The following is a 13,280-nucleotide window of genomic DNA, read 5'->3' as shown; positions in this document are numbered from 1 at the left end:
CCAGCGTCGGCAGCCGGGTCGACGCACACGAAGCCGGAATCGCCGAGCGCGTCGTCCTGATCGAGTTCGACAGCTTCGAACAGGCCGTCGCCGCACGCGGGAGCGCGGCCTACCAGGAAGCGCTGGCCGAACTCCCCGACGGCTTCGAGCGCGACTTCCGCATTGTCGAAGGCATCGACTGACCGAGGTCCACTCGGATCTTCGCCGAAACTCCACCCTCTCGGTTCTTCGGCAGTTACTACCGAGCCCCTGTTCAGAACAGGATGCTTGTCGTACAGGTCTGCGTCCACCCTGTTCAGGAGTGCATCGGTTACGGACACCCGTGCGCCATCAGAAGCCGGAGTTTCGATCACCGAGCGCGGCCGACGAGGCCGCAGGCTCGATGGTCGGACCCTGGCCTGGATTGTCGGCGCCTTCGATTCAGTCGGTTGTTCAGCGGTGGATCGGTTGGCCGGTGGGGTGCGGGGATGTGAAAAGCGGCTGGTGCGCGGCAAATTTCGATCTCCGCTGTCGGGACCGTCCACGGACTCGAGTACGGACGGCGCGGTGTTTCGCTGTCCGCTGTCTTCCGATTCATGGGAAGCCTCGTGCGGTCGTCGTGCGGATCTTGTCGGTAGCGTTGCTCAGCGGCACGGTTCGAGACCGACGACAAGATACGGGGTGGCAGTGGAGAAGCGGCGGGCCGCGTGGGGGCGGCTGCGGAGGCTCGGTGCGTTCGTAGCGGCGCTGGTGCTGGCCACCGGTGCCGGTGGTGCGGTGGCAGGTGCGGCGCCGATCGGTGCGCCGGCGCTACGGGCCCCGGCCGGTGGGTACCAGGAACTCGTGGTGCCGTCCGATATGGGACCGATCAAGGTCCAGGTGCAGTGGGCGGCGCGCGGCGGGCGGGCGGCGCTCTATGTGCTCGACGGCCTGCGGGCACCCCACGACCACAATCAATGGACCAGCGATACCGATGTGCTGCGGCGGTTCGCCGGAGACGATGTGACACTGGTGTTCCCTGTCGGCGGGCATTCCAGTTTCTATGCCGACTGGTACCGGCCGAGCAGTACGAACGGCCAGGCCACGACGTACAAGTGGGAAACCTTCCTCACCGCGGAATTGCCGGCCTTCCTCGCCAGATACGGTGTCTCGCGCACCAATAACGCCATCGTGGGCGCATCCATGGGTGGTGGGGCGGCGCTGGCCCTCGCCGCGCATCACCGCGACCAGTTCAAGTTCGCCGGATCGTTCTCCGGATTCCTGAATCCGACATTCCCGATGTGGAACGAAGCGGTCCGCGCCGCGTTGTGGGACGAGGGCAGGTTCAATGTGGACGATATGTGGGGTCCGGCCGGTGACCCGGCCTGGCACCGCAACGACCCGACCGTGCAGGCCGAACGGCTGCGCGGCCTGCCGATGTACATCTGGGCCGGTAACGGTGTGCCCGGGGCGCCCGACCTGCCGCACGGCGTCGGTAACACCGTGAACGCGATGGGCCTGGAGGCCCTGGCGACAGTGGCCGCGCAGATCTTCCGCGACCGGCTCGCCGCGCTGGGGATCCAGGCCCGCGTCGACCTCGTCAACGGCACCCACACCTGGCCCTACTGGGAGCAGGCGATCACCACTGCACGGCCGATGATCCTGGACGCGCTCGGCGCGGGCTGACGGCCGGCACGCGGGTGAGTGCGCCCCTGCCGGCACGATCGAGCGGGAAGTACCTCGGCCGGCGAGGCACCGGGTCCGCCGTGCGCACTACCGCGGGCCCGATGATCGCGCCGGCTCGCTCGGGGTCGTCGCGGTGACCGGTCAGTGCAGTGCGCCCACCCGGAGCCACGGCCGCAGCAGGTTCTCCTCGGTGGAGGGGCCCATCTGCCACTCGGCGATCCACGGCCCGGTGCCCTCGCTCGGGTCGAGCGCGCCCTCCTCGACCCACCGGTAGCGGCCCTCGAACAGGTTGCGGGCCAGGCGCACGTCTTCGTCGTCGGTGTTCTCCCACAGCGAGTCGAACAGCTGCCGCACCCGGATCCGGGCCTGCCGGCAGAACACATCGGCCAGTTCGGTGGCGGCTTCGCCTTCCGCGGTGCCGTCGGCGCGCTCGGCCTGGGCGCGTACACAGGCCGCCGACATCGCGAACAGTTCCGCGCCGATATCGACGAGACGACCCAGGAACACCTGCCGGTACTCGAGCTTCGCCTGCCAGCGCGCCATGCCGTACATCAGCGCGCGGGCCTGTTTACGTGCCATCCGCTCGACGAAACGCATATGCCGTGCCAGCGGACCGAAATCGGCGAACCCGGCCGGTGCCGTACCGGGTCCGACGGCCAACTGCGGGAACCATTTGGCGTAGAAGCCGCCGGCGCCCGCCGCCGCCTTGGCCTTCTCCTTGAACTCCGCGTGCTTGTCGACGAGTGCTCCGGCGGCGGCCATATGCGCGTCGGCCATTTCGCGGGCGACGAGCAGCCGCATGATCTCGCTGGAGCCTTCGAAGATGCGGTTGATCCGCAGATCGCGGACCAGTTGTTCGGCGCCGACCGCCCGCTCGCCCCGGGCCCGTAGCGACGCCGCCGTCTCGTAACCGCGGCCACCCCGGATCTGCACGAGTTCGTCGGCGATCCGGCAGCCCATCTCCGAGGCCCATAGCTTGGCGAGCGCCGCCTCGATACGGATGTCGTTGCGGTTTTCGTCGGCCATGGTCGCCGAGAGATCGAGTACCGCCTCCAAGGCGTAGGCCGTCGCGGCGATGAAGGACACCTTGGCGCCCACCGCGGCGTGCTCACCGACCGGCCGTCCCCACTGCACGCGGGCCGTGCTCCATTCGCGGGCGATCTTCACCGACCATTTGGCCGCCGCGGTGCACAGCGCCGGAATCGCGAGCCGTCCCGCGTTGAGTGTGGTGAGCGCGATCTTCAATCCGTCGCCTTCGCGGCCGATCAGGTTCTCCCTGGGCACCCGGACGTTGTACATGCGGGTGACGCCGTTCTCGAGACCACGCAGACCCATGAAGGAGTTGCGGCGTTCCACGGTGATGCCCTCGCTGCCGGCTTCGACGACGAAGGCGGAGATACCGCCGCGGTGTCCGTCGCCCTTGGGCACCCGGGCCATCACCACCAGCAGTTCCGCGACCACGCCGTTGGTGGTCCACAGCTTGACGCCGTTCAGCTCGTAGGCCTCGCCGTCGGCTGTGGGGGTCGCGGTGCTGGCGATCCGGGCCGGGTCGGAGCCGACATCGGGTTCGGTGAGCAGGAAGGCACTGATCGCACCCCGGGCGCACCGCGGCAGGAACCGCTGCTTCTGCTCCGGGGTTCCCGCCAGCTTCAGCGGTTCGGGGACGCCGATCGACTGATGCGCCGACAGCAGCGCGCCCAGGCTGGCGTGTACCGAGCCGACCAGCATCAACGCCTTGTTGTAGCCGACCTGGGACAGGCCCTGCCCGCCGTACTCCTCGGGAATCTTCAGACCGAAACAACCGAGTTCGGCGAGGCCGCGCACGAAATCCTCCGGAATACGGCCCTGCTCCTCGATCACGCTGCCGTCGAGGGTCTCGCAGTAGGCCCGCAGCCGCGCCAGATACGCGTCGGTGCGGGCGGTGTCCTCCGCGCCCGGCTTGGGGAACGGATGGATGAGATCCACCCGGTAGCGGCCGAGGAACATTTCCTTGGCGAAGGACGGTTTGGTCCAGGTGACCTCGCGCGATTCCTCGACCAGTTGCCGGGCCTGCTCCTCGGTGGCGTCGACTTTCGCGGCAGTGGACATGCGTGCCCTCCTCGGAAGTGATGACGGTCACAGACGAGTGTAGGAGTCTTTGTTACTCGCCGGTAGCCCCGAATGAGGAGAAGGGTCGGCACGTGCGATCGGCCGCGGACGCGGTGGTCCGCGCAGGCGCTACGGCCGGGCCGAAGGGCACGCGCAGGACAGCGCTACATCTCGTCGGGGGCGGAGATACCGAGCAGGCCCAGCCCGGTGGCCAGGGTCCGGGCGGTGAGATCGCACAGGGCCAGGCGACTGCCGCGGCTCGGTTCATCGGATTTCAGAACCGGGCAGCGCTCGTAGAACGCGGTGAACGCCGTCGCCAGCCCGTAGAGATAGTTCGCGAGCCGATGGAATTCCATGCTCTCCGATACCGCGGCGACAATATCGGGGAAGGCGAGGAGTTCGAGCGCCAGCGCGCGTTCCGCCGGCTCCGCGATCTGCACGGGAGTGCCGTCGTGGCCGGGGGTCACGCCGCCGCGCCGGAAGATCGACCGGATACGGGCGTGCGCGTATTGGAGGTAGGGGGCGGTGTTGCCCTCGAAGGAGAGCATGCGGTCGAAGTCGAAGGTGTAGTCGCGGAGCCGGTCGGTGGAGAGATCCGCGTATTTGATCGCCCCGATACCCACCGCGCGAGCGACCTCGGCACGGGGCCCGGCGTCGAGATCGGGATTCTTCTCCGCGATCGCCCGGGTGGCCCGGTCGACCGCCTCGTCGAGCAGGTCGACGAGTTTGATCGTGCCCCCGGCCCGGCTGCGCAGTACTTTGCCGTCGGCGCCGAGCACGGAACCGAATCCGATATGCGTGGCGCGCGCCGGTGGGGCGAGCCAGCCGGCCTCCCGGGCGGTCGTGAACACCATCGCGAAATGCTGCTGCTGCGGCATCCCCACCACATAGAGCAGCCGGGTGGCGCCCAGGGTGGTGAGCCGGTCACGGATCGCGGCGAGATCTGTGGTGGCGTAACCGTATCCGCCGTCGCTCTTGCGGACGATCAGGGGCAGCGGTTCGCCGTCGCGGCCGGTGAACCCCGCGGGGAACACGCAGTCGGCGCCCTCGCTGCTGCGCAACAGCCCGAGCCGGTCCAATTCCGCTATCACCGAGGCGAGTTCGTCGTTGTAGGCGCTCTCGCCGACGAAATCGGCTTCGCCCAGCCGGACATCGAGGCTTTCGTACACCTTCATGAAGTACTGCTTCGATTCGGCGACCAGCAGCCGCCACAGCCGCAGCGTGGCCTCGTCACCGCCCTGGAGCAGGACCACCCGCCGCCGCGACCGCTCCTTGAACTCGTCGGAGCCGTCGAATTTGCGCCGGGCCGCGGTGTAGAAGCCGTTCAGGTCGCCGACGGAGAGTTCGGCGGCGGCCTCCGCCTCGCCGATATCGAGCAGATGCTCGATGAGCATGCCGAACGGAGTACCCCAGTCGCCCAAATGATTCCGCTTGATCACCCGATGCCCCAGCCACTCGGCGATCCGCACCGCCGCGTCACCGATGATCGTGCTGCGGAGGTGTCCGACGTGCATCTCCTTGGCGGTGTTCGGCGCCGAATAGTCGACCACCACGGTTTCCGGATCCACCGGTGGGACACCCAGGCGGGCGTCGGCGCCGGCCGCGCCGATCATCCTGCCGAGAACCTGTGGTCGCAGTGTCATATTGATGAACCCCGGCCCCGAGATCTCGGTGTCCTCCACCAGATCGTCGAGATCGGCGGCCGCCAGCACCGCGGCGGCGATATCGCGGGGTTTGCGGCCGAGGCGCTTGGCCGATCCCAGGGCGGCGTTCGACTGATAGTCGGCGAACTGCGACCGCTGGACCAGCGGGTCGACGGGTTCACCGACCACGGCTGCGAACGCGTGCGCGAGGCGATCGGACAGTATCTGCTCGGGGGTACCCACGGAGGGAAACCCTAGCGAACCCTGTGCCGCGCGAAACGATCGGAACTGTCCCCGGAATGTGCCGGTCGCGGGTGATCGGCGCTGGAACCGTGTTCGTCCCCACTGCTCGCCGGCCTCGGCTGACGGCCGCGGAAGTCGAGGGCGACGCACTCGCACGAAGATCGAGAATGTGTGCGAGGCCGGAGACGGTTACGACCCGACGGGTGGTGTGCTCTCCCCCCGGCGATCGAGAGGCTCCGCCATAGGGTCGTAACGCCGTAACACTCCTGTCCGCAACAACTGCTCACGGGTCGCGGCATCAAGACTCCATGAGGTGAAATAGTCACGGGCCTCGTCCCAGTTTCCGGTTTCTCTGGCCGCGCGCAGCAGGTCCCTGGATCGCAGCATGAACTGTATGACGATAGGAGCGTCTGGGTTGTCCCACCAGAAATCGGAAAAATTCGTGAAATTCCCGAATTTCTCTACCCAGCTGTGGAACGAAGGGTTCGGATAATGCAGGATCACCGGATGGGCAACGGTGCGGTGCTCTCCCTTGTACCCATGGAAGCTGTGTACTCCCGCTGTTACTCCTGGTGTCACGCGTACGGCGCTCTTGCCATTGCCGTACGCCATGAACTCGCTGCCGCCGTTGAGCCGGAAGAGCGTGCACTCGGTGAAACGATCGGTGATCTCGTGGCTCATGGGAACTGCTTCATGATTCATGAACGTTACGTGTCCCACATTGTCCGACGTTTTCCAGCTGTGATCGCCTTCATCGTAGAGGATCTCGTCGTCGTCCAAGGGAATGAGCCATGAAATCCCGTGGGCGAGAGCGTAGGAGACAGCCTCCTGATAATTGGCAACCTCGCGGTTGAACAGCCCGGATGGAGTGCGGTCGGTGCGGTCGGTGCGGCCCGGCAGCAACACGACCCGCTCATCGACTGCGAAAGGCTCGAAGAGTGGACGTTGGCCGGGATCATCCATGAAGATCAGGATCGTATCCGCCCGACGTAGGTGATATTCGATCCATGAATGAAGACTCGGGCCAGGGTTCAACATCGTCGAGCAGATGAGCAGATCATGGTGAACCGGGAACGGACCGTTTGCGCACACAGCCGAAGCCTAGCGTCGTGTATTCAAGCAGGTTGAGCCGGACGCCACCCAGGAACGGCGAAACGTGCTCCGGCACTGCGCGGATTCGAATCGCCCGAGATCGGATCGGCATCCCGAAAAGCGCTTCCCGGTGAGGTATTCCATGTGGTGGTATCCGTTCTGCGCGTGGCGCCACGCGCGGGGGCCTGGGGGCCGCCGGGTGAACAGGCACCCGACGACAGCAACGCCGGCCGATACCGGCGAGCGTTGGAGGTCCTCGCCACCCTGCAGCAACTACTACGGTCCCGGGCGAAAGGCCGAGGCTAGCGCGGGACGGGATAGCGGCGCATCCATTTGTTGATGATCCATTTTTCGCCGGCGAGCACCGGAAGCCCGGCGTGTAATGTTGCCGGGTCGAGTTGCCCTCGATTGTTGAAATACCGGAAGTAAACCGCCTGTCCTTTGCGCGGGGAAAACGAGACGCCGGGCTCGGGGAAGTAAGTTTCGCCGCCGGCTTCGACGTCGTTCAAATAGACTATGAGGGTTGCGGTACGTTGACCACCGCCGGTGAGATGGGTGATGCTGTCGGAGTCTCTCGGTGAATAGAAATCGAAATGACGCAAGTACTGCCCTCCGGTTCGGTAGCGTACGACCTGTAGGCCTTCGCCGCATTCCAATGGTCGGTTCATCAGTGCGGAGATCCGCCGGTCGACTGTATCGATAACCGGATTCTCGGAAATTCTGAGCATAAGACTCTCGCTGGTTCGGGTCTCTGCTTCCTCCAAGCGGCCGCTGGCCGGATCGATAGTCGCGGAGGGCTGCAATCGATTTTCTGATATCTCGATTATCTGATCGCATTCGTCGGCGGAGAGAACGTTGTCGAACAAGACCATTTGCGGCCGTTCTACGCGCAATAATGCGTGGATCGTACGGTCGTGAACATGAACGACCCGGTCCGGTGAGACGGGGATCCGGTCGTACTCGTATGGCAAGGGGTCGGGCATTTCTCCCCTCAGCAATGCATGCACTGCTGCTGCGGCCGCATCCTTGTCGACGCCATCGTTTGCCATGGATTCGATAATCGATTCGGGCGAATGGCCTTGTTCGAGGTGATCATTGATCCAAGTCTTGATACTGCTTCGCAACGAATCATTCGGCGCCACGGTCATGTTCGCAGACTAACATCAGTTTTTCCACGTCCGACCTCGGTGAACAGGCGACCGAAACCGTATTGGGGTGGTCGCTCGGCGATGCCTGTCGATGGGGTGGGAGCAGCGCCTGTCACCACCGGATACTCGCGCCCCGCGACGGAGGTGGCCTCCAAGCCTTGGCCTCCGGTATCGAAATTGGTGGATGATCGGTGCCTGGCCTGCGGTTTCCGGTCCGGTCCGGTCGGCTCGGCACGTGTTGGCGGCGAGAAGCCGACCAGGGGCCGGTCACCCGACCCGGGCTGCCTGCGTCGGATGTCCGGATGGCAGGACGGGTCCGGGAGCAATCCTGTCTATTCCCTGTGCTGGTGATAACGGGCCTGCCGAAGCGGAGTCCACGCGTTGCCTCCGCGGGTTCCGGCGCGTTCTGCTTCGGACCCGCGGCGAGAGGTCTGTTCGAAACACTGCCTACCCGTGTGTCGTCCCGACGGCCCGTATCGAATCATCACCGAGTGCTGAGATGCACCGGCCCGACCTGCGAAATCCCGGCACCGTGCCATGGCTCGATACCGGGCTCGGCTCGAACGGGGCCGCAGTCGGACCGGGCCGGCCACCCCGGAGTCGAGTGCGCTCCTTCGTCCATCGGTCGCGCGGCGTCGATCCCGCCCGAGTGCCGCGGACGGATTCCGGCCCAAGCACAATCGGCGCCGGGCGGCTGATCCTACGAGCCGTCGGAGTGGACGGTTCGGTAGTCTGTCCGGGCGTCGAGGCGGTAGCGCGATTCGGCGCGCTGTCTGTACGAGCCGGTATGAAGCGAGGTGCGTGAGGTCGAATGCCACTGCAGCTCTGGCCATGCTCCGCGCCGTTGCTCTGGGCGGCCGGCCCGACGGTGAGCTGCTGATGTCGGTGACCAGTCCGTCCCGCTGCACCGGACAACGCCGTGCGTTGCCGCTGGTGTACAGAGCGCGGCCGGGTGGATCAGTTCACGCCGCCGCGAGAAGGTTCGGAAGTTGAGTATCCACATACCGAGCGAGGTTGTGTTCTTTCTCAACATCCTGGGCATTCCCTATCCGGATGTAGATGTGGACCAGGTACGTGAGCTGAGCCGGACAGTCGAGGAACTCGCTACCGAGGTTCGCGAAACCTACGACGAGGCAACCAACACTGTCGGCGCCCTGGGATCGGCCATCTCCGGAGATTCCTACCAGGCAATTCTCGTGATGTGGGCGCAGCACAAAGGAATGATGTCGGAGCTGGATACCGCCTTCGGTATAGCAGCGACAGCACTCGATATCGCAGCAGATGTCATCGAGGCGATACAGATCGCCGTGCTCATCGAACTGGCGGCGCTCGCTGCGAGCTTTATTGCGAGCATAGGCACTCCGGCGGGGCCGGTTACCGGCCCCGCGATCGCGGCAACGGCACGCTATCTACTCAAAGAAGTGATCAAGGCGTTGATGTGGTACATCGCGGCCGAGGTCATGATGAAAGCCATCCAGCCGCTCTTGGATAAATTCGACCTGTTTCTTCGCGACGCGCTACGTCCCCCCGGCGAAGGGGTCCCTTCATCCGGCCCCGGAGGGGAATATCATCTCGACCCCGATGAAGTCCAGCGCTACATAAGGATTCTCGACAGTCAGGCCGAGAACATGAAGTCCCACGGCGAGAAGTTCGTCGAGAAGATGGATAACTTCGACTTCGCCACACCCGGGTTGCCTGTGACACCCGCCGATTGGTCGGACCCGCTCGGAGAGCAAACGCCTACGCAAATTCGGCCTGATCCACTGCTGAACGTGCTCTTCCCCGGTGCGTTTCCGGAAAGCCAACAGCCGACCGCCGAAACCTCTCCCAATGCCGCTCCGAAGTCGGACTCCGCTCCGGGCGCCGACTCCTCGGCGCGAGGAGAAGAACGTCCGGACAGCAACACGGGTGCCCCTGTTGCGGCTTCGCCCGACAACCAAACGAGCGTGCCGGAGACCGTTGCCCCCGGGACGGTTCAGGCCGGCGCGCCAGGGTCTTCCGTTTCCTCGATGAGCATGCCCTCCGCCGGCATCGACTCCGTCGGGCACGGTGGGGGCAGCGGATCGAGTGCTACCGATGATGTGGGCCACAGCGCGGATCGCGCCGAATCGGAAGTTGCGCAGCGCGGAGTCGGCGAAACCGGCGGAATAACTCCGACGGTAGCTGCGCAATCGACTCCGTCGGCGACGGCGTCGGCGCAATCGCAGACCTCGGCCACACCGGCTGGGCAGCAGCGCTCTGCCGATGCCGCGACGAATAAGGCGCAGGGAGGCGCCGCTCGGCCGACGGCCGGCGCTGGATCGACCCAGGGAGGCGCCGGGCGGCCGACAGCCGGATCGGATGCCAAGCAACCGTCTGCCGGCAAGACTTCACGGACCCCGTGGTCGCGTGCCGGCGGCAAGGCTGCCCGTGTCGGGGCATCCACTAAACGTTCCGACGAGAAAGCGCCGGCGGTTTCCGTGGGGGAGACAGGGAACCGTGGCGAAGCGGACCGGACGGCGCAGTCGACACCCGAGAGCCCTCCGAGCACGGGGCCGCAGGTGTTCGCCCCGGCGGTCGAGGGGCCCCCGAAACCGACATCGAGCGGCGAGTCGGACGGCCAGGACCGCGATGTCCGCGCCGACCCTCCCTCGAAGGATCCCGATCCGTCGACAGTGGGTGGTCGGCCCCAGGCAGGATGACGCGACCCGATCGCGTGGACGCGATTTCCGTACGCCACTGTGTGGCCGGTGCTGCGAGCTACAGGAGCCTCACCCGGACAGGTCGACTTGTCTGCAGCCGTTTCGATCGGACCGGGGATGCCGGCGGCCCGCCTGTTCGGCCGCGGCGGCACACGCCGACGACTCGCCATATGGACAGCCTCGACTCCACTCGAGTTCCCCGACCTTGGGGATAGTTCAAAATGGGGCGAGCCAACGAGCAACTCGATGCTCGATTGCGTTTTCGGTCTGTACAGAGCTCGCGGTTCTGTCGGTTGGTCGAGGCGCTCACATTCGATCGAGTCCACCGGTGGTGCCGACATCACTGAATAGTGATGTCGCGCTGACTACCCGCCTCGAGTGTGAGTGGCGTGAGATGCAACTTGGGCGTGATGGGCGAACGGGCACGAGGAGGAACTTCCTCAGGGGCTGGAGGGTGTAGTGGCGCGGGGACTGATGGCTGGGGTCAGCGATGCTATGCGGTCGGTTGGAGATCTTGTATCCGATCTGATCCCACCCTGGATGCGGCGGAACGGATCCGAACGTGCCCAACGGGCGCTCGACGAGGGGCTCGACGCAGACGCAGCCGCCCGACGGGGAGTCGACGAGGGTGGCCACCCGGACACGGGGGCTCAATCGAGTGGTCAAGCGCCGTCGAGGCCCACAGGCCGGCCACCACAGCCGACAGCTCCACCGCCACCTGGTATGCGTTGGCATTATTTCGAACCCTCGAATAGGTGGGTTCATACGCCTGATGGCTCGTCACCCGGTGATGTGCGGGTATGGCCCCCGGAGCGGACTGGTCCGCAGGCGGATGGACAGCCCGCGCACTCGCCGCAGCCCGGGTCGTCACCTGGGCCGGGCGGTCCTGCGTCGTCGCATGAGCCGGGTTCCGATGAGCGGGAACCGGACGTGTCCACCAACACTGGTGATACCAGCGAGCCCGGCGGTCCGATCGGGGAGGGGACGCGGCGGACAGAAGACGACTTACGTCGTCTGGAGGAAGAGCATTTCGCCAACCGCGGTGGTTCTTCCAGCACCAGTAGTCCCGGTGGTGAAGGCGGCCCTGCGATGCCGTCGGGTCCGGCGACGCGTGGTGGTCCGACGAGTGGTTCGGCCACGGGTGATCCGGGGGCTTCGTCGGGTCCTGCTACCCCGGCCCCGGCCGATGGTCCGGTGACGGTTCCGGGGACGGCCGATGGTCCGGCGACGGTTCCGGCCACGGGTGGTGGTCCGGTGACGACTCCGGCGACGGGTGATCCGGGGCCTTCGTCGTCGCGTCCTGTTACGCCGCCGCCCGCTACCCCGGCAACGGGTACGGGCAGGCCAGGGGCTGGTCCGGGGACAGCCGGTCCGGGGACAGCTGGTCCGGGGACAGGCGGTCCGGGGACGGTCAGTGGTCCGGCGACAACCGATGGCCCCGCGACGGGTCCGGCGACAGCCGATGGCCCCGCGACGGGTCCGGCGACAGCCGATGGCCCCGCGACGGGTCCGGCGACAGCCGATGGCCCCGCGACCGGTGATGGCTCCGCGACCGGCGATGATTCGGCCCGTCGTGATGGTGATGGCGATGATTCGGGCCGTCGCGATGACGACCAGGGTGCCGGTTCGGGTTCGGGTTCCGGTGCTGGTTCGGGTTCGGGTGCCGGTTCGGGTTCGGGTTCCGGCTCTGGCCGTGGCTCAGGCTCCGGTTCCGGCTCGGGTAGTGGTTCGGGTGCCGGTTCGGGTTCGGGTGCTGGTTCGGGTTCGGGTAGTGGTTCGGGCTCTGGCTCGGGTGCCGGTGCCGGTGCTGGTTCGGGTTCGGGTGCCGGCTCTGGTTCGGGCTCTGGCTCGGGTTCCGGTGCTGGCTCGGGTTCCGGTAAAGGTGCCGGTTCGGGTTCGGGTGCCGGTTCGGGTTCCGGTTCGGGTTCCGGCTCTGGCCGTGGCTCAGGCTCCGGTTCTGGCTCGGGTAGTGGTTCGGGTGCCGGTTCGGGCTCGGGTGCTGGTTCGGGTAGTGGTTCGGGTTCGGGTAGTGGTTCGGGCTCTGGCTCGGGTGCCGGTGCTGGTTCGGGTTCGGGTGCTGGTTCGGGTTCGGGTTCCGGCTCTGGCCGTGGTTCAGGCTCCGGTTCCGGCTCGGGTAGTGGTTCGGGTTCGGGTGCCGGTTCGGGTTCCGGCTCTGGCCGTGGCTCAGGCTCAGGCTCCGGTTCGGGCTCGGGTGCTGGTTCTGGCAGTGGCTCGGGTGCTGGTTCTGGCTCGGGTGGTGGCTCGGGTTCCGGTGCTGGCTCGGGTTCCGGTAAAGGCTCCGGTTCGGGTTCGGGTGCCGGTTCGGGTTCCGGCTCTGGCCGTGGCTCAGGCTCTGGTTCGGGTTCCGGCTCAGGTGCCGGTTCGGGCTCGGGTGCTGGTTCCGGCTCTGGCAGTGGCTCGGGTTCGGGTTCTGGCTCGGGTAGTGGTTCGGGTGCCGGCTCCGGTTCGGGCTCGGGCTCAGGTTCGGGTTCGGGCAGCGGCTCGGGTTCGGGTTCGGGCAGCGGTAGCGGTTCGGGTTCGGGTTCGGGCAGCGGCAGCGGTTCGGGTTCGGGCAGCGGCAGCGGTTCGGGTTCGGGTTCGGGCAGCGGTAGCGGTTCGGGCTCTGGCAGTGGTTCGGGTTCGGGCAGCGGTTCGGGTTCGGGTTCGGGCAGCGGTAGCGGTTCGGGCTCTGGCAGTGGTTCGGGTTCGGGCAGCGGTTCGGGTTCGGGTTCGGGCAGCGG

General features: G+C 66.4%; 8 protein-coding genes and 1 pseudogene. 4 read left to right on the top strand and 5 right to left on the bottom strand.

The window, feature by feature from the left end; translation table 11 throughout:
* Together IG75_RS0135280 and IG75_RS0135275 are read left to right on the top strand one after the other, a co-directional pair.
* The coding region (locus IG75_RS0135280; protein ID WP_030525680.1) for a DUF1330 domain-containing protein at positions 1-182 on the top strand (182 nt) is incomplete at its 5' end.
* A 478-nt stretch (positions 183-660) separates the two neighbouring features.
* A complete protein-coding gene (locus IG75_RS0135275; RefSeq protein ID WP_174561241.1) occupies positions 661-1,644 on the top strand; it encodes an alpha/beta hydrolase in 984 nt (327 codons plus the stop codon).
* A 141-nt stretch (positions 1,645-1,785) separates the two neighbouring features.
* Here the strand turns inward: IG75_RS0135275 and IG75_RS0135270 are convergent, their stop codons facing one another.
* The 3 genes from IG75_RS0135270 to IG75_RS0135260 form a co-directional block, all read right to left on the bottom strand.
* A complete protein-coding gene (locus tag IG75_RS0135270; RefSeq protein WP_030525678.1) occupies positions 1,786-3,732 on the bottom strand; it encodes an acyl-CoA dehydrogenase family protein in 1,947 nt (648 codons plus the stop codon).
* 164 nt (positions 3,733-3,896) lie between these two features.
* Positions 3,897-5,618 carry an arginine--tRNA ligase gene (gene argS / locus IG75_RS0135265; RefSeq protein ID WP_030525677.1) on the bottom strand — a complete coding sequence of 574 codons (1,722 nt, stop codon included), beginning with the start codon at positions 5,616-5,618 and terminating at the stop codon, positions 3,897-3,899.
* Positions 5,619-5,807: 189 nt separating this feature from the next.
* On the bottom strand, positions 5,808-6,710 hold the full coding sequence (locus IG75_RS0135260; protein WP_156059403.1) for a hypothetical protein: 903 nt from the start codon (positions 6,708-6,710) through the stop codon (positions 5,808-5,810).
* A gap of 144 nt (positions 6,711-6,854) precedes the next feature.
* Between IG75_RS0135260 and IG75_RS39480 the strand changes: the two genes are divergently transcribed.
* Positions 6,855-7,016, top strand: coding sequence for a hypothetical protein (locus IG75_RS39480; RefSeq protein WP_156059400.1), 162 nt, complete (start codon positions 6,855-6,857; stop codon positions 7,014-7,016).
* On the opposite strand, the gene IG75_RS0135255 is transcribed toward IG75_RS39480, so the two are convergent.
* Positions 7,013-7,858 carry a 2OG-Fe(II) oxygenase gene (locus IG75_RS0135255; protein WP_030525675.1) on the bottom strand — a complete coding sequence of 282 codons (846 nt, stop codon included), beginning with the start codon at positions 7,856-7,858 and terminating at the stop codon, positions 7,013-7,015. The genes IG75_RS39480 and IG75_RS0135255 overlap by 4 nt on opposite strands.
* A 989-nt stretch (positions 7,859-8,847) precedes the next feature.
* Between IG75_RS0135255 and IG75_RS0135250 the strand changes: the two genes are divergently transcribed.
* Positions 8,848-10,539, top strand: a complete 1,692-nt coding sequence (locus IG75_RS0135250) for a WXG100-like domain-containing protein (protein ID WP_156059397.1) — start codon at positions 8,848-8,850, stop codon at positions 10,537-10,539.
* Positions 10,540-11,950: 1,411 nt separating this feature from the next.
* Here IG75_RS0135250 and IG75_RS40690 read toward each other — a convergent pair.
* Positions 11,951-13,280 (bottom strand): annotated as a pseudogene (locus tag IG75_RS40690) (hypothetical protein); the annotation flags it as partial.

This window comes from Nocardia rhamnosiphila NBRC 108938, assembly GCF_000720425.1.
In the GTDB taxonomy this organism is placed as follows: Bacteria; Actinomycetota; Actinomycetes; order Mycobacteriales; family Mycobacteriaceae; genus Nocardia; species Nocardia rhamnosiphila.
The sequence above is the reverse complement of the archived record's forward strand: the minus strand, read 5'-3'. Positions and strand labels throughout refer to the sequence as shown.